Raw genomic sequence first — 16268 nt, 5'->3', positions numbered from 1 at the left:
GACTGGCAATAATCCAATTACCAATCCAAACGGCCCACCCGGCCGGGAGAGGAGACGTCATGATGCGTCTCGCCGATCGCCTGCTGAACCGACTGACCCAAAAGGCCACGGTCGAGGCAGGCTGTAGCAACACCTACTTCTGTGGTGGGGGCGTGCTCTTCCTGTACCAGTGCTGCAAGGACGAGGGCTGCACCACCACGCGCGTCGGCAACTGCTGACCTCGGCCCGGGAGCCGTCGACGGGCGGGGTTCGTCCGCCGTGTCCCGTCTCGGTCGTTGGTGATATTCCGCGGCGCAATATCGCACCGCGGGATTGACCGCAGCGGGATTCATTATCCCGCCGTCGTTATCGGCGCGGATCACTCACAAGGCGACCGCGCCGAGGATCGCATCGACAACCCGCATCCGATGTCGGTACGACACGTATCCTCGCCGCCATGAATCCGGCGAATTTGCGTGGAGTAAAGCCTCGGAATGCGTCGGGCGATCCTGCCGGACTCGACGGCGGGCGGCGAGCTTTCGCCGCCCGCCGTTTCCGCGCGCCCAAAAAGGGGGATAGCCGTGGGCTACATATATGTGGGCTGTGCCGGCCTGATCGGCCTCGTATTCACCGCCTCCGCGGTCACCAAGCTCCGCGATTTCACCGGCTTCGTCGAATCGATCCCGGGCCTGGTGCCCATGCGGGCCCGATCGACCCGGCCGATCGGTTGCGCGGTGGTCGCCGCGGAGACCTCGGTCCCCGTACTCGTGCTGCTCCCGCCGACCCGCGGCGCGGGCTTCGTGGTCGCCGGCGTGCTGCTGGCCGCGTTCACCGCAGCCGTCGGGGCGGCGCTGCGCCGCGGTCGGCGCTCCCCCTGCCGCTGCTTCGGCGCCTCCGACGCCCCGCTGGGCCCGCGCCATCTGGTGCGCAACGGCGTCCTGCTCGCCGCCTCGATCGCCGGGTTGTCGGCGACCGGCCTCGACCCCTCCGCCGATCTGCTGCCCCCGCTCGCCGGCGGCGCGGTCGCGGCCGTGGTCGGGCTGGTCGGCGCGCTCCTGATCATCTCCCTGGACGACATCGTCGACCTGTTCGCGAGGAATGCCTGATGCCCATACTTGTCGTCGCCGTCGTGCTCATCGGCCTGGTGACCGTGTTGAACCTGGTGCTCCTGCTCGGCGTGCTGCGCAGGCTGCGCGGGCAACAACCGCAGACGCCGCACTCCGCCGGGCCGCCGATGGAACTGCGCCCCGGCATGCGCCCCGGCGTGTTCACCGCCACCACGACCACCGGCGAGCAGGTGGGCGACCACGACGCGGGTGGGCTGGTCGGGTTCTTCTCCGCCGGCTGCGAGCCCTGCCACGTGCAGGCACCGCGCTTCGCCGAGCGGGCCCGCGCACTGGGCCGCGAGCGCACGCTGGCGGTGATCGCCGGCGACGACGCCGAACTGCTCGCACTGCTGACGCCGGTGGCCCGGGTGGTCGTGGAGGAGTACGAGGGGGTGGTCCAGGCGGCGTTTCGCAATGCCTGGACTCCGGCGATGTACCTGCTCGGCGAGGACCGACGGGTGGTGGCGGCCGGCCTGAAGATGACGGACCTGCCCACCACCGATCTGCCCACCACCCACCGGCCCAGCGAAGCGCACGCGTGAGCGCACGGATCGCGGCCCGCGACCTGTTCGCCGCCGCCCGCGAGGCGGTCTCGCTCACCTTCCACGCGGCCCCCGCCCAGGCGGTCGGATCGCTGGCGGTGACGCTGGGTTCGGCGGGCGTGCCGATCACCATCGCGTGGCTGACCAAGCTGGTCATCGACCGCCTCACGAGCGGACACGGCGCCGTCGGCGGCCTGGCCGTGGCACTTGCGATCACCGGACTGGTCGCCACCATGCTGCCGGGAATCGGCCGCTACCTGCGCGCCCAGATCGGCCGGGCCACCGGCGTCGTGGGCACCGACCGCCTGTTCGCCGCGGCCGAACGCCAGGTGGGACTGCGCCGGTTCGAGGACCCGGCCTTCCTGGACCGACTGCGCCTGGGACAAAGCAGCACCTCGAGCTTCGGCGTCCTGGTGGACGGCGCGGGCGGCACCCTCCAGGGCGCGCTGACCCTGGTCGGCTTCGTCGGCTCGCTGCTGATCCTCAGCCCGATGATGACCGGCCTGGTGCTGCTCGCCGCGGTCCCGGTACTGGTCGCCGAGCTGCGGCTGTCCCGGCTGCGCGCCACGATGCAGTGGGACTTCGAGCAGGTGCACCGCCGGGAGTTCTTCTACGGCCGGCTGCTGACCGACGTCGAGGCGGCCACCGAGATCCGCCTCTTCGGCATCGGCCCGTTCCTGCGCACCCGGATGATGCACGAGCGGCGCCGCGCCAACGAGGCCGAACGCCGGATGGACCTGCGGGAGTTCGCCACCCAGGCGGTGCTGGGCGCAGTGGGCGCCGCGGTCGCCGGCGGGGGTCTGTGGTGGGCCGTCGCCGCCGCCCGGCGCGGCACGCTCAGCGTCGGCGACGTGACCATGTTCGTGGCCGCGGTGGGCGGCATCCAGGCGGCCCTGGACCGACTGGTCTCCTCGATCGCCTCCGCGCACGGCCAACTCCTGGGCCTGACCCACTACGTGGCGGTCGCCCGCGCCGAACCCGATCTGGTCTCGGCGACAACGACCGTCCCCGCGCCGGAGCCCGGTGCGGGCATCGAGTTCCACGACGTGTGGTTCCGCTACAGCGACGACCACCCCTGGGTGCTGGGCGGCGTCGACCTGCGCATCCCGCGCGGCCGGGCGGTGGCACTGGTGGGACTCAACGGCGCGGGCAAGAGCACGCTGGTCAAGCTGCTGTGCCGGATGTACGACCCGACCCGGGGTCGGATCACCTGGGACGGCGTGGACCTGCGCGACATCCCGCCGGCCGAACTGCGCGGGCGGATCAGCGCGGTGTTCCAGGACCACATGAACTACGACATGACCGCCGCGGAGAACATCGCCCTCGGCGACCCGGACAGCCTGGCGGACCGGGCCCGGATCGAGGCCGCCGCCGAACGCGCGGGCATCCACGACAGGCTCGCCGCCCTGCCGCGCGGCTACGACACGCTGCTGACCCGGATGTTCTTCAGCGAGGCGGACAAGGAGGACCCGGACACCGGCGTGGTGCTCTCCGGCGGCCAGTGGCAACGCCTGGCCCTGGCCCGGGCGTTCGTGCGCGCCGGGCGCGAGCTGATGATCCTGGACGAGCCCAGTTCGGGCCTGGACCCGCAGGCCGAGCACGAGGTGCACGCCCGGATGCGCGAACACCGCGAGGGACGCACCAGTTTGCTCATCTCGCACCGGCTCGGCGCGGTGCGCGACGCGGACCTGATCGTGGTCCTGGACGGCGGTCGCATCGTCGAACAGGGCCCGCACGAGACGCTGCTCGACCGCGAGGGCCACTACGCGAGCCTGTTCCGGCTCCAGGCGGCCGGCTACCAGGAGGCGAAGTGAGGACCCGACGGCTAGGCCGTGTCCGGCGGATCTTGGCGGGGCCGCGCCGCCTGGCACCGCGTCTCGCCGCACCGGAGAAACAGCCGAATAGAACCACTATGCGGCTGCTTCTCCGGCACGCCGAGCCACGGCACCAGACGACGCGACCTCATCCACCAAGATCCACCGGACACGGCCTAGTGCCCGCCCTGTTCGCGACCACCGGACTCGGCGCCGCGGCGCTGCTGTGGGTGCAGCGACGCTATCTGGTGGCCACGGTCGAGGGCCCGAGCATGGAGCCCACGCTGTTCCCGGGCGATCGTTTGCTGGTGCGCCGCACCGGGCGGGTGCGCGCCGGTCAGGTGGTGGTCGTCCGCGTCCCCCATCCCCCGGTAGAGACCGGACTGCCGCCGGGACTAGGGGAGTTGCCTCCGGCCGCGGTTGCCGCCGTCCCGGAGCGCACCGATCTGGCCCCGGCGCCGCAGGGCCGGTTGATGGTCAAGCGGGCGGTGGCCGTGGCGGGCGATCCGGTGCCGGTGGACCGGTTCCCGGTGTTGCGCGACGCCGCCGGGGAACCGGTGCCCGCGCACGCCATCGTCGTGCTGGGCGACAACGCGGCGTCGAGTTGGGATTCGCGCGCCTACGGCTTCGTGTACCGCGACCAGGTGGTCGGGGTGGCGGTGCGACGAATCGCGCCGCCGGGCGGCCCACGAACTTCCCGCGCGGGGCTGGTGTGGGAGGCGCCGGCAGACGAGAATTGCGGCGGATCGGAAACGGGTGCACCGGACGGTGGACGACGCGGGACCTGATTCTCTCGGCGTCGCAAAAAATCAAGCACCGTTTCCCTCGACGTTTCGGTGAGGGATCGCGCAAGGATCTTGGGCGTCCCGAAGCGAAAGGTTGTGTCCCACATGCCCACCTCCCACCGCCTGCGCATGATTGCGCCGGCCGTGGCCGGAGTCGTCGCCGCCACCGCCCTGCTCTCCGGCTGTCTCGGCAACGACAAGGACGACAAGGGCAGCAAGTCCCCCGTCGTCCCTTCGACCGCATCACCCACGGGGAAGGCCACCACGAGCCCGACCGGCAAGCCGGGCGGCACCACGAAGCCCACCGGCACCGCGAGCGGCACGTCCACGGCCGACATCATCGACGCCTTCACGTACAGGACCGGCCAGTGCATCAACCAGGACGGCGCCAAGACCACCGACGTCTCCTGCACCAAGCCGCACAGTGGCCAGGTCGGCAAGGCCTTCGACCTGCCGGCGACGCTCACGCCGGCCACGCCGGGCTACGAGGACAAGGTCGGTGATCTGTGTGAGCAGTACATCGGCCCCCTCCTGGAGCGGCAGCCCGCGTCGCCCAAGCTCACCTTCTCGTACTCGTACCCGCTCGACATGAAGTCCTGGAGCAGCGGCAACCACCAGGCCGCGTGCATCATCGAGCGCGAGGACAAGCAGCCGCTGACCACGATCGTCAAGTAGCGGACGGCGGCCACACGGCAGGCGACCGCCGCTCGCGACCGGCCCCGGAGGGGCCGGTCGCGGGTCGGGGGACGGGCGCGCCGTCGGACCGCCGGGCGTGCGAGGCTCGGGGTCAACAGGCGCCCTTGTAGAGGTACTTGCTCACGTCGGGCTGGTCCACGTTCTCCTTGGTCACGGCCACCAGGTCGGTGGAGATGGACTTGGGGACCGGCTTCTTGTCGAGGGCGGCGACCGCCTGTTCGACGCCCTGGGAGCCGATGTCGAACGGCTTCTGCGCGATCAGGCCCTGGATGGAGCCCTTGCGCAGGGCCTCGACCTGTTTCGGGGTGGCGTCGAAGGCGACCAGTTTTACCTGGCCGGCCTTGCCCGCCTGTTCGATGCCGGTGGCCGCGCCCTCGCCGCTGAACACGTTGGCCGCGAAGACGCCGACCAGGTCGCGGTGCGAGGCGATCGTCGAGGTGACGATGGAGGCGGCCTTGGCCGGGTCGTCGTCGTTGTACTGCACGCCGAGGTAGGTGATGCCCGGGTGCTTTTTGATCTCGGTCTCGAAGCCCTTCAGGCGGGCGTCCGTGGTGGAGATGCCGGGTTTGACGCTGATCGCGGCGACCGTGCCGCGGTCCTGGACCAGGTTGGCCAGGGTCTGTGCGGCGAGCATGCCGCCGCGTTCGTTGTCGGAGGAGATCGCGGTCTCGCGGATCGAGCCGTCGTCGAGTTTGGTGTCCACCTCGATCACCTTCGCACCGCGGGACTTGAGCTGCTGCTCCGGTTGGCGCAGGGCCTGGGTGTCGGTGGGTGCGATCAGTACGGCGTCCGGGCTCTTGGCGGCGACGGCGTTGACCACCGGGGTCTGGAGCGAGGCGTCCCACTTGTCCGCGCCGGTCACATCGAGCTTGACGCCGAGTTCCTTGGCCTTCTGCTGTGCGCCGCAGGCCATCGAGATGTAGAACTCGTCGCCCTTGACGCCCTGCACGAAGGTGATCTTGCGTCCGCCCCCGGAGCCGCTGTCGCTGCCACACCCGGCGAGGGTGGCGGCCGCGGTCAGGGCGATGGTCACGGCGACGTACGTCGGTGTCTTCATCGGGCAGTGCCTCCTGGCGGTGGTGGGGCGAAGCGATCGGCCGCGGGGCGACCGGCGGCCGGGGCGGATGGCGGGTCGGGTCGGGCGGGGCCTCCGGGCGCGGCCCGGGTGGTCAACGGCGTTGCAGGCCGCGGCGGCGCAACTGGTCGGCGTACACGGCGGCGATCAGCACGGCGCCGACCGCCACGCTCTGCCAGAACGGCTGCACGCCCAGGATGACGAAGCCGTTCTGCAGGATGGCGGGGATGAAGACGCCGATCAGCGTGCCGACGACGGTGCCGACGCCGCCGAACAGGCTGGTGCCGCCGAGGACGACGGCCGCGATGGCGCCGAGCGAGTCGTTGGCGTGGCCGCCGATCGTGGTGGTGGTGAAGCGGGCGAGGGACAACACGCCGGCGAGTCCGGCCAGGGTGCCCGACAGGGCGTACACCTTGATCATGTGTCGGTCGACGGCGATGCCGGCCCGGCGGGCCGCCTCGGCGTTGGAGCCGACCGCGTAGGTGCGCCGGCCGAATCGGGTTGTGGCCAGCACGAGTGCGCCCAGCGCGGTGACCACCAGGGCGATCACCACCAACCAGGGGATGCCCAGGAATCGGCCGTTGCCGATCGTGTCGGTGAACCGGGTGGGCACGCCCCGGACGTCCTGACCCTCCGTCAACACCTGGGCCAGGCCCAGTGCCATGCCCAGGCTGCCGAGCGTGACGATCAGTGCGGGCACCTTCGCCTTGGCGATCAGGAATCCGTTGAACGCGCCCCACGCGGCGCCCGCGGCGAGACCGGCGAGCACGCCGAGCAGGATCGCGCCCCAGCCGGCGTCCGGCCCGGCGACGGCGGTCATCGTCTTGGCCGCCGCGACGCCGGCGAACACCAGGACCGAGCCGACCGAGAGATCGATGCCGGCCATGATGATCACGAAGGTCATGCCGACGCCGACGATCAGCAACACCGCCGCGTCGGTGGCCACGTTGCGCAGATTGAACGTGGTCGGGAACTGCTCGGGTCGCATGATGGAGAAGGCGGTCACCAGCACCATCAGGACCAGGAAGGTCCACCACGAGTTGCTCCGGGCGAGCCGGCGCCACAGCACACGGCGGATGAACGATCCGGCGTCCGGGGAGTCGGGGTCGGAGTCGGGGTGTTGCGGGTGCTCCCGGGATGGTGCGCGGCCCCGGTCCACGGGTTGTTCGTCGGCTCGGTTCGCATCCGGGTCGGGGTGCCCCGGCGGTGTGTCCGTCTTGTCGAGGTTCATGCCGGTGCTCCTTGCGCGTCGAGTCCGTCCAGGGCGCCGGTCATCGCGCCGACGAGTTCCTCCACGGTGGTGTCCGCGGCGGTCAGGCTCGCCACCCGCCGACCCAGGCGCAGCACTTCGACGCGATCCGCGACCGACAACACCTCGGGCATGTTGTGGCTGATCAGGACGACCGCGATGCCGTTGTCCCGGACCCGGCGGATCACGTCCATCACCCGGCCGCGCTGGAGCACGCCGAGCGCGGCGGTCGGCTCGTCCATGAAGATCACCTTGTCCGCCCAGGCGACCGCACGGGCGATGGCCACGCTCTGCCGCTGACCGCCGGAGAGCGTCCCGATCGGGGCGTCGATGTCCTGCAACTCCACGCCGAGCCGGGCGAACGCCTCGATCGCACGCTCGCGCATCGTCGCCTTGTCCAGTACGCCCAGCCGCCCGGCCAGGCCGCGGCGCAGCAGTTCGCGGCCCAGGAAGAGGTTGGCCGCGCCGTCCAGGTCGGGCGCCAGGGCGAGGTCCTGGTAGACCGTCTCGATGCCCAACTCCTGGGCGTCCGTGGGCCGTTCCATGCTCACCTGGCGGCCCTCGAAGAGGATTTCGCCGGCGTCCGGCCGTTCGGTGCCGGCGAGGGTCTTGGTGAGCGTGCTCTTGCCCGCGCCGTTGTCACCGATCAGCGCGACGACCTCGGCCGGGAAGACGGTGAAGTCGGCGCCGCGCAGGGCCTGGACCTGGCCGTACCGCTTGACCAGGCCCCGGCCTTCGATCAGGGGTTGCACGTGCCCAACTCCTTCGGGTTGTCGGGTCGTTCCCCGCGAGCCGTCTCGGCCGACGGCCGGGGCGCCACGAGTTCGCACGTGTGTCAGGACGGGGACGAGAGGGGTCGATGCCGCCGACCGTCTGACAACGGTGTCAGTACAGTGCTGGCCCGATGGGCGAGTGTCAAGGGTTTCGCGGATCTCGGCTTGCACTCGGAACTCGCGCTGATCTGTTGGAGATTGAGGTGATTGCCCCGGCGGGCTCGGCTGGCGCCGGCGGCCGGCGAGGAGGTTCGCGGTCCGGATGTCGACAGCTCATCGGCGGCCCGGTACGGTCTGAATGACAACGATGTCAGAGGGAGTGTGCGGCACATGGTGGCTGAACCCCTGGGGGACTCCCCCGAACACGCGGCGTGGCTCGACGCGGAATGCGACCGGTTGCTCCGGTTCGCCCGGGGCGCACGGTTGGCCGAGGGCGGGTTCGGGTGGCTGGACGACACCGGCCGACCGGTCGCGGACGGGGTGCTGCACACGTGGGTGACGGCCCGGATGACGCATGTGTTCGCGTTGGCGCAGTTGCGGGGGGCCGGCGGCGGGGCGGCCCGGGGCGCTGCGGACGGCGCGGGAGCGGGTGGTGGCTGTACGGAGGATGGCGGTACGGGCCCTGTCGGTGGCGCGGACGGCGACGGTACGGACCTTGGCGGTGCGCACGGCGGCGGCACCGACCTTGCCGGTGCGGACCCCGGCCGGGCCGGTGACGTCGGCCCGGACGAGGCGGCGGCGCTCGTGGCGCACGGGCTCACCGCGTTGACGGATCTGCTGCGGGACCGCGAACACGGCGGCTGGCATCCGGTGGTGGACCGGTCCGGGCGACCCGTACTCGACGCCGAACGCCTCGACGGGAAGCGCATGTACGACCACGCGTTCGTCGTGCTGGCCGCCGCGAGCGCGTGTGCCGCCGGCCATCGCGGCGCCCCCGCCCTGCTCGCCGAGGCCCTGGACGTCGTCGAACGCCGGTTCTGGGAGGCCGACCGGGGCGCCTGCGCCGAATCCTGGGACCGGGCCTGGACCTCCGGCGAGGCGTACCGGGGCGCCAACAGCAACATGCACGCCGTCGAGGCGTTCCTGGCCGCCGCCGACGCCACCGGCGAGCATCGATGGCGCACCCGCGCCCTGCGCATCGCCGAACGGGTCGTGCACGAGCACGCCCGGGCCAACCACTGGCGGCTGATCGAGCACTTCGATCCGGAGTGGACGCCGCGCCGCGAGTACAACCGCGACCGTCCCGCCGATCCGTTCCGCCCGTACGGCGCCACCGTCGGCCATGCCTTCGAGTGGTCTCGGCTGCTGCTCACCCTGGCCGCGTCGTTGCCGGATCCGCCCGAGTGGCTGCGCACCGACGCGGTGGCGCTGTTCGCCGCGGCGGTCCGCGAGGGCGGCCACGCGGACGGCCGGCCGGGCTTCGTGTACACGCTCGACTGGACCGGGCGACCGGTGGTCCGTACCCGGATGCACTGGGTCCTGGCCGAGGCGATCGCGGCGGCGGCGGCACTGCATCGGGCCACCGGGGTCGCCGACTACGATGACTGGTACCGAGCGTGGTGGGAGCATGCCGACGCCGTGTTCCTGGACCGGAGGCACGGCAGCTGGCACCACGAACTCGACCCCGACGCGCGGCCCTCGGCCACCGTCTGGCAGGGGAAACCCGACGCGTACCACGCGGTACAGGCCACCCTGCTGCCCCGGCTGCGGTCCGCCCCGACCCTCGCCGAGGCATTGCGTCGGGCCGCCCGCTGAACCGAACGACCGCCGCCCGACCCGACTTCCGCCTCCCGCCCCGCCGCCGGCTGCACGCTTGGCACCGCAGCTTCCCGCTCCGATCCGCCCCCGGCCCACGTGCCATCCCTCGCCCCGATCCCAGAACCAGTCCCGGTACCAGTGCCACTCCCCTTCCCACTCCCGGTTCCGGGAACAACGCACCATGGGTGCCGGGTGCGAGCCCGGCCGCTCGAAAGGTAGGACCCCCGATGGCCGGCCCGACGACCCCCGAGCGACCGCGTGGGCGCGGTCGCACCACGATGAAGGACGTGGCCGCCCTCGCCGGCGTCGGCATCAAGACCGTCTCGCGGGTGATCAACGGTGAGCCGAACGTCAGCGCCGTGAAACAGCAGGCGGTGTGGGCGGCGGTCGCGCAGACCGGGTTCCGCCGCAACGACAGCGCGGCGCAGCTGCGCTCGGGTCACACCTCCAGCATCGGCCTGGTCCTGGAGGACGCCGCGGACCCGTTCTCCTCCGCGCTGACCCGGTCCATCCAGGACATCGCCCATCAGCACGGCACGGTGTTGTTCAGCGCGTCGTCCGCGGAGGATCCGGACAAGGAGCGCGATCTGGTCCTGGCGTTGTGCGCCCGCCGCGTGGACGGGCTGATCGTGGTCCCGGCCAGCGGCAGCCACCGCTACCTGCTGCCGGAGATCGAGGCCGGGATGGCGTGCGTGTTCGTCGACCGCCCACCGGGCGACATCGAGGCGGACACCGTACTCGTGGACAACGTCGGCGGCGCCCGCAACGGCGTCGACCACCTGATCCGGCACGGACATCGGCGGATCGCGTTCATCGGCGACCGGCTGGAGATCTTCACCGCCCGCGAACGCCTGCGCGGCCATCGCGAGGCGTTGACGGAAGCGGGCATCGATCCGGACCCGCGGCTGGTGTACAACGGGCCGCCGTACGGGGCGGAACTGCGGGCGTGGTTGCGGGCGATGCTCGGCGGGGCCGATCCGGCGACGGCGGTCTTCTGCGGCAACAGCCGGTTCACGGTGGAGACGCTGCGCGAGATACGCCGCTCGCCGGTACAGCCCGCCCTGGTCGGTTTCGACGACTTCGAACTCGCGGACATGCTCACCCCGGCCGTGACCGTGGTCGCCCAGGACCCGTTCGGCATCGGGCAGACCGCCGCGCACCTGCTGTTCCGTCGCCTCGGGGGCGATTCGACCCCGGTGCAGCACATCCACATGCGCACCCGTCTGATCCCGCGCGGCTCCGGCGAGGTCGGTCCGTGACCGGCCCCGCACGCACCGCCGCCGGGCCGGTCGAGGCCCGCTCGTGTGTCACCCGTCCGAACTTCGGTCCAGCCAGGAAGGCCGCCGCATGATCACCGTGATCGGCGAGGCGTTGATCGACCTCGTATCCGTCCGAGGCGGCGATCCGGTCGCCCATCCCGGGGGCAGTCCGGCCAATGTCGCGGTGGGGCTGGGGCGGCTGGGCGCGCCGGTGCACCTGATCACCCGTTACGGGGCGGACCCGCACGGCGAGTTGCTCGCGGCGCACCTGGCGGCGAGTGCGGTCGAGGTGGCGCCGCAGAGCCGGTCGACGGGGCGCACCAGCGTGGCGCGGGCCGATCTGGACGCGGCGGGTGCGGCGACCTACACCTTCGACATCGTCTGGGAGTTGCCCGACGCGGTGGGCGTCCCGGCCGGGTCCCGGTGTGTGCACACCGGTTCGATCGCGGCGACGCTCGCTCCGGGCGCGGACCTCGTGCGGCGCGTACTGGCGGCCGAACACGCGAGGGCGCAGACGGTGGTCTCCTACGATCCGAACTGCCGGCCGTCCCTGATGGGCGATCCGGGGCCGGCCCGGGAGCGGATCGAGTCCCTGGTGGCCCTGTCGGACGTGGTCAAGGTCAGCGACGAGGACCTCGAATGGCTCCATCCGGGGCGCGACTTCGCCGACGTGGCGGATGCCTGGCTGGCGCTGGGCCCGGCGCTGGTGGTGGTCACCCGGGGCGCCGAGGGCTCGTACGGCGTGTGTCCCGCGGGTCGGGCCTCGGCGCCGGCCCGGCCGGTGCGGGTGGTGGACACGGTCGGTGCGGGCGACGCGTACACGGCCGGTCTCCTGGACGCGCTTCGCCGCCGGGGTCTGCTGGACCCCGCCGGCATCCGGCGCCTCGACCCGGCGACGCTCGGCGCGCTGCTCGCGGACGCGTCGGTGGTCGCGGCCCTCACCTGCTCGCGGGCGGGCGCGAACCCGCCCACCGAGGCGGAGCTCGGCGCGTATCGCCGCGCGCACGGGCTCGCCTCCGCGCCGGGGTAGAGGCGCGGGCTCCGATCGACTCGCGCGGTCCGGCCGGGACCCGATGCCGCCGCGGTCCTTCCCCGAAGGTCCGGCCGAGGGTCGTTTTCGGTCACGGGTGGATGACGGCGTGGCGAACACCGCCCCGGGGCCGGTTGCGGGAGCCCTACGGTAAACCCATGACTGTGTCGTCGGATGCCGACCGGCAGCTCGCACTGATCGTCGAAATCCAAGACTTGGCCCGGGAGTTGGGTATACAGGTCTGGTTGCGTGGCGGATGGGCAATGGATTTCTTCCTGGGCCGGACGACCCGGGAACACGGAGATGTCGACTGGTTCGCGTGGGCTCGGGACGCCCCGGCGCTCACCGCGGCGTTCTCCGCGCGAGGATTCGTTCGCTTGGCGCGGGCTCCCGCCGAGCAACAACTCGATTACACGGCGGGTGGCGTGGAGTTGGGCTTCGCCTTTTTGGCCCGTGATCCGGACGGCCACGTGATCGTGGCCGGCGGGCCGTGCGCGGGCTTCCGCTGGCCGGAGGGGATGCTGGAGGCGCCTCCGGGCAAGCTGGGCGGGCTGTCCTGCCCGATCATCTCGCCCGAGGCGCAGATCGAGATCAAGCTGATGACGCCCACGTGGATGCCGCATCGGCCGCGTCGGGCCAAGGACCTCGAGGACATCGAACGACTGCGGGAGGGGATGGCCGGGTAGACCGCACGGACCGGTCGCCGATTCCGGTGGGGTGCGACCGGCCGCGTGGAAGTGGGGGCGGTGGGGCGACCGACGTGGGGTCGGCGTCCGGAGGCGACCGGCGTGGGGTCGGCGCCTCGGGGGTGTGATCGACACGAACGATCCGTCCGGGCATCCGCCCCCACTTCGCCGTGCCCCCACCGGCCGGCCGGATTTCGCGGGTCGTCGGGCATGGGGTATCCCCCACGGCGGGCTATCCGACCGGTTCCAGGCGGGCCAGGAGCCGTGCCGCCTGGCGTTTCAGCGTGCCGGGTGGGTTGCGGTGATACCCGGGCCCACCGCCGCACGCTACTCCCCCGGGGCCCGCGGGGCGGTGCCGGTGACCGGGAGGGGTGGGCCGAAGCGGACCGGGACGCCGGGTGAGTAGAGCACGCTGTCCGGTTCGCCGGTCGCCTCGGGCAGGCCGGCGGCGGCGACCAGGTCGTCGTCGAGATGCAGCAACTCGGCGTGGCGGAGCGGCCATTGCGGGTGCGCGTTGGGCAGGTAGAGGGTACGGCCGGCGACTCGGGTGTGCAGGCCCCAGCGGGCGGTGACGAAGTGTTCGAGCGGGCCGGGGTCGGTCACCGGTGCGCCGACGCGAACCTCGACCGCGCCGCCCCGCGGGGCGCCCTCCAGGCGGTGTCGCCGCGTCGTGTAGCGCACCCGGTCGCCGGTCCGTTCGATGCGCATGCGGGCCCATCGGTACGGGAGTCGCAGCGTGGCCCGGGCGGTCAGCACGGGCAACAGGCGGGCCGCCTCCAGCGAGCGGAAGACGACGCCGCGCCGGCCGGCCCCGTCCACGGAGTACAGCCGCACGTTGGTCTCCGCGAAGGTACCCAGCCACGGCACGCCGGGCAGGCGCAGGAATCCCACGCCCACCATCCGGAACGGCACCAGGCCGACGTAGGTCACGCCGTCCAGGACGTCCGGCCGGGTCCCCTCCGGGAGCAGCGGGGCGACTGCGGCGGGTGGCACGGCCCAGTGCACGAAGGTGAGTTCGCTCCAACGCTGGGTGAGCAGCACGTGCCGGATGCCGCGCGGCGACAGCGCGGTGACGGGTTCGGTCCTCATCCGGTCATGGTGGCCCATCCCGCCCGGCCGCGCGGACCGCCTCGCCGCCGACGGTGCGCGGCCCGGGGCCGGTCAGGGCGGGGTCACCGTCGGCTTTCACGGCGCGGGCCCGGTCGCGGCGTCGTCGGGCCCGTGGGCTCGGGGCGGGTTCGGGCCGGTCGGCTCGGCGACCGCGGCGTGTGTTCGGTCCGGGGTCTGGGCGGCGATCAGGGCTTCGCCGGTGGGTGAGCGGTAGTACAGGACGGAACGCCCGGAGCGGCGGCGCAGGACGAGGTGGGCGTCCAGGAGGACCTTGAGGTGGCGGCCCACCGAGCCGAGGCCCTGGCCGGTGAGGGCGACCAGTTGGGTGGTGCTCTTGGGGGTGTCCAGGCGGGTCAGGACGCCGGCCCGGGCCGGGCCGAGCAGGCGGGCCAGCGGGTCGGGGCCGGGCGGGCGGTGGGCATCGGCCAGGGCGCCCGAGCACGGATAGATCACCGCGTAGTGCCGCTCCTCCTCCCAGGCCACCCAGCCGCGCCCGGGGGTGACCGGCACGAACGACAGGCGGGCGCTGCCGAGTTCGCGCGGCGGGTAGTCGTTCGCGTTGATCCGCAGTCGGCTCGCGCCCAGCCAGCGCATGCCCGGGCGCAGGTCGTCCAGGGCCGCCGCCCATCCGCCGCGGCCGAGTTGGCCGGTGCGGGCGACGATGTCGGCCTCGATGATCCGCCGTCGGCGCGGCCAGTCCGGTCGGACCACCCGCGTCCACACCCAGTCCAGGATGTCCGCGGCGCGTGGGCCGAGATCGGCCCGGCGCAGCGCGGTGGGCAGCGGGCCGCCCATCGACACCTCCAGATCGGCCCGGGCGACCGGCTCCGATGTGCCGCGGATCCCGGCCAGTTCCGCGGCGAAGGCCGGTTCGCCGGTCAGCGGCGGCGGGGGCGTGAGGAAGTCCGCGTTCCAACTGCCGCCGAGGCCGATCCGCAGCAGCAGGGCGGTGACCGGATCCTCGGCCAGCCGGGCCCGATAGGCGGGCAGGTGCGCGTCCAGCCAGGTCCGCTCGCCGGGATGCGCGGCCGTACCCCGTTGCAGCGTCTTCAGCGTCGCGGTGACCTCGGCCAGCGGCGAGATCGCGAATCGGCTGCCGGCGAGGGTGTCCGCGTCGACCCGCCACCACCCCATGCTTTCGCCTCCCGGCGAAACAGTAACGCCCGGACCCCGCCGGCCTCGAAGCTCTGGACATGCGCACCTACCGAGAGCTGTTTCGAGCGCCGGAATACACGCCGCTGTTCGCCACGTCCTCCGCGCAACTGGCCGCGACCAACGTCGGCGGACTGGCGTTGGGCACGCTCGTCTACGACCGGACCGGCTCGCCGTTGCTGGCCGCGTTGGGCATGTTCGGCGGTTCGCTCGCGCAGGTGATCGGGGCGACCGCGCTGATGTCGGCCGCGGACCGGTTGCCGCCGCGGGCCGCGATGACGGTGATCGGGCTGATCTTCGCCGCGGGCACCGCCGCACTGGCGATTCCCGGACTGCCGCTGTGGGCGGTGTTCGCCATCGTGTTGGGCGAGGGCGCGGTGGCCGCGGTGGGCGGCGGCGTGCGCTACGGGCTGCTCAACGAGATCCTGCCCAGGGAGGGTTTCCTGCTCGGGCGGTCCGTGCTCAACATGAGCAACGGAGTGCTCCAGATCGTCGGTTTCTCGCTCGGTGCCGTGCTGGTCACAGTGCTGTCCGCGCGCGGCACGCTCCTGGTGGCCGCCGGGTTGTACCTGCTCGCGGCGATCGTGGCCCGGTTCGGCCTGGCCCGACGGGCTCCGCGTGCGTCCGGTCGGCCGTCGGTCGCCGAGACCTGGCGCAACAACACGGTGTTGTGGTCGGTCAAGCCGCGCCGCTACATCTATCTCGCACTGTGGGTGCCCAACGGGCTGATCGTCGGCTGCGAGTCGTTGTTCATCCCGCTCGAACCCGACCACGCGGGCCTGCTCTTCGCGTTCGCGGCGCTGGGCATGCTCGCCGGGGACGTGCTGGGCGGGCGATTCGTGCCCGCGGCATGGCGGCGCCGGCTGGGGGCGCCGATGTTGCTGCTCCTGGCCACGCCGTACCTGCTGTTCGCGGTGCACCCGCCGCTGCCGCTCGCGCTGGCCGTGGTCGCGGTCGCCTCGGTCGGATATTCCGCGACGCTGTTGTTCCAGGAGCGGCTGATGGCGATGACGCCGGACGAGCTGAGCGGGCAGGCGCTGGGGCTGCACTCGTCCGGGATGGTCGCGATGCAGGGCGTCGGCGCGTCGATCGCCGGCGGGATCGCCCAGGTCACGTCGCCGACGACGGCGATCACGGTGCTGGCCGGGGCGTCCGTCGCGGTCACCCTGACGCTCGCGGCGGGGCTGCGGGCGCATCCGGGGCCGGTGCTCCGGGAGGCGTGAGGGGGCGGGTGGGGTTCGAAGGGTCGAGGTG

16 protein-coding genes are annotated in these 16268 nt (G+C 72.5%); 11 read left to right on the top strand and 5 right to left on the bottom strand.

All coding sequences use genetic code 11. The annotated features are described in order from the left end of the window. Positions 1-59: 59 nt before the first annotated feature. From ACZOOI_RS38305 to ACZOOI_RS38280, 6 genes are all read left to right on the top strand, one after another. Entirely contained in the window at positions 60-218 is a 159-nt protein-coding gene (locus ACZOOI_RS38305; RefSeq protein ID WP_020554395.1) for a hypothetical protein, read from the top strand. A 342-nt stretch (positions 219-560) separates the two neighbouring features. Next, positions 561-1085 (top strand): MauE/DoxX family redox-associated membrane protein, encoded by a 525-nt coding sequence (locus ACZOOI_RS38300; protein ID WP_465281427.1) that lies wholly within the window; start codon positions 561-563, stop codon positions 1083-1085. Then, entirely contained in the window at positions 1085-1627 is a 543-nt protein-coding gene (locus tag ACZOOI_RS38295; RefSeq protein WP_465281426.1) for a hypothetical protein, read from the top strand. The genes ACZOOI_RS38300 and ACZOOI_RS38295 overlap by 1 nt, the downstream gene beginning before the upstream one ends. Next, positions 1624-3441: an ABC transporter ATP-binding protein gene (locus ACZOOI_RS38290; RefSeq protein WP_465281425.1), complete on the top strand. Its 1818-nt coding sequence runs from the start codon at positions 1624-1626 to the stop codon at positions 3439-3441. Before ACZOOI_RS38295 ends, ACZOOI_RS38290 begins: the two co-directional genes overlap by 4 nt. 179 nt (positions 3442-3620) lie before the next feature. Further along, a complete protein-coding gene (locus ACZOOI_RS38285) occupies positions 3621-4229 on the top strand; it encodes a S26 family signal peptidase (protein ID WP_465281424.1) in 609 nt (202 codons plus the stop codon). A gap of 102 nt (positions 4230-4331) precedes the next feature. After that, complete coding sequence (locus tag ACZOOI_RS38280; protein ID WP_465281423.1) at positions 4332-4901, top strand: septum formation family protein; 570 nt, start codon at positions 4332-4334, stop codon at positions 4899-4901. Positions 4902-5013: 112 nt separating this feature from the next. Here ACZOOI_RS38280 and ACZOOI_RS38275 read toward each other — a convergent pair whose 3' ends face one another. The 3 genes from ACZOOI_RS38275 to ACZOOI_RS38265 form a co-directional block, all read right to left on the bottom strand. After that, positions 5014-5979: an ABC transporter substrate-binding protein gene (locus ACZOOI_RS38275; protein ID WP_465281422.1), complete on the bottom strand. Its 966-nt coding sequence runs from the start codon at positions 5977-5979 to the stop codon at positions 5014-5016. Positions 5980-6091: 112 nt separating this feature from the next. Next, the gene (locus ACZOOI_RS38270) at positions 6092-7228 is read right to left on the bottom strand and encodes an ABC transporter permease (protein ID WP_465281421.1); all 1137 of its coding nucleotides are present in this window, start codon (positions 7226-7228) and stop codon (positions 6092-6094) included. Beyond that, the gene (locus ACZOOI_RS38265) at positions 7225-7998 is read right to left on the bottom strand and encodes an ATP-binding cassette domain-containing protein (RefSeq protein ID WP_465281420.1); all 774 of its coding nucleotides are present in this window, start codon (positions 7996-7998) and stop codon (positions 7225-7227) included. The genes ACZOOI_RS38270 and ACZOOI_RS38265 overlap by 4 nt, the downstream gene beginning before the upstream one ends. Positions 7999-8349: 351 nt before the next feature. On the opposite strand from ACZOOI_RS38265, the gene ACZOOI_RS38260 reads away from it, so the two are divergent. From ACZOOI_RS38260 to ACZOOI_RS38245, 4 genes are all read left to right on the top strand, one after another. Beyond that, positions 8350-9774, top strand: coding sequence for an AGE family epimerase/isomerase (locus ACZOOI_RS38260; protein ID WP_465281419.1), 1425 nt, complete (start codon positions 8350-8352; stop codon positions 9772-9774). A 230-nt stretch (positions 9775-10004) separates the two neighbouring features. Beyond that, positions 10005-11036 (top strand): LacI family DNA-binding transcriptional regulator, encoded by a 1032-nt coding sequence (locus tag ACZOOI_RS38255; RefSeq protein ID WP_465281418.1) that lies wholly within the window; start codon positions 10005-10007, stop codon positions 11034-11036. A gap of 88 nt (positions 11037-11124) precedes the next feature. After that, complete coding sequence (locus tag ACZOOI_RS38250; RefSeq protein ID WP_465281417.1) at positions 11125-12066, top strand: carbohydrate kinase family protein; 942 nt, start codon at positions 11125-11127, stop codon at positions 12064-12066. 158 nt (positions 12067-12224) lie between these two features. Further along, positions 12225-12752, top strand: a complete 528-nt coding sequence (locus ACZOOI_RS38245) for a nucleotidyltransferase domain-containing protein (protein WP_465281416.1) — start codon at positions 12225-12227, stop codon at positions 12750-12752. Positions 12753-13079: 327 nt separating this feature from the next. Here ACZOOI_RS38245 and ACZOOI_RS38240 read toward each other — a convergent pair whose 3' ends face one another. Both ACZOOI_RS38240 and ACZOOI_RS38235 read right to left on the bottom strand, forming a co-directional pair. Further along, entirely contained in the window at positions 13080-13841 is a 762-nt protein-coding gene (locus ACZOOI_RS38240; protein ID WP_465281415.1) for a YqjF family protein, read from the bottom strand. A 96-nt stretch (positions 13842-13937) separates the two neighbouring features. Further along, the gene (locus ACZOOI_RS38235) at positions 13938-14996 is read right to left on the bottom strand and encodes an ArsR/SmtB family transcription factor (protein ID WP_465281414.1); all 1059 of its coding nucleotides are present in this window, start codon (positions 14994-14996) and stop codon (positions 13938-13940) included. A gap of 59 nt (positions 14997-15055) precedes the next feature. Between ACZOOI_RS38235 and ACZOOI_RS38230 the strand changes: the two genes are divergently transcribed. Then, positions 15056-16237: an MFS transporter gene (locus ACZOOI_RS38230; protein WP_465281413.1), complete on the top strand. Its 1182-nt coding sequence runs from the start codon at positions 15056-15058 to the stop codon at positions 16235-16237. Positions 16238-16268: the final 31 nt, after the last annotated feature.

The organism is Embleya sp. L77, from assembly GCF_055557415.1.
Note: the sequence above shows the minus strand (reverse complement) of the source record. Positions and strands in the feature narration are given on the sequence as shown.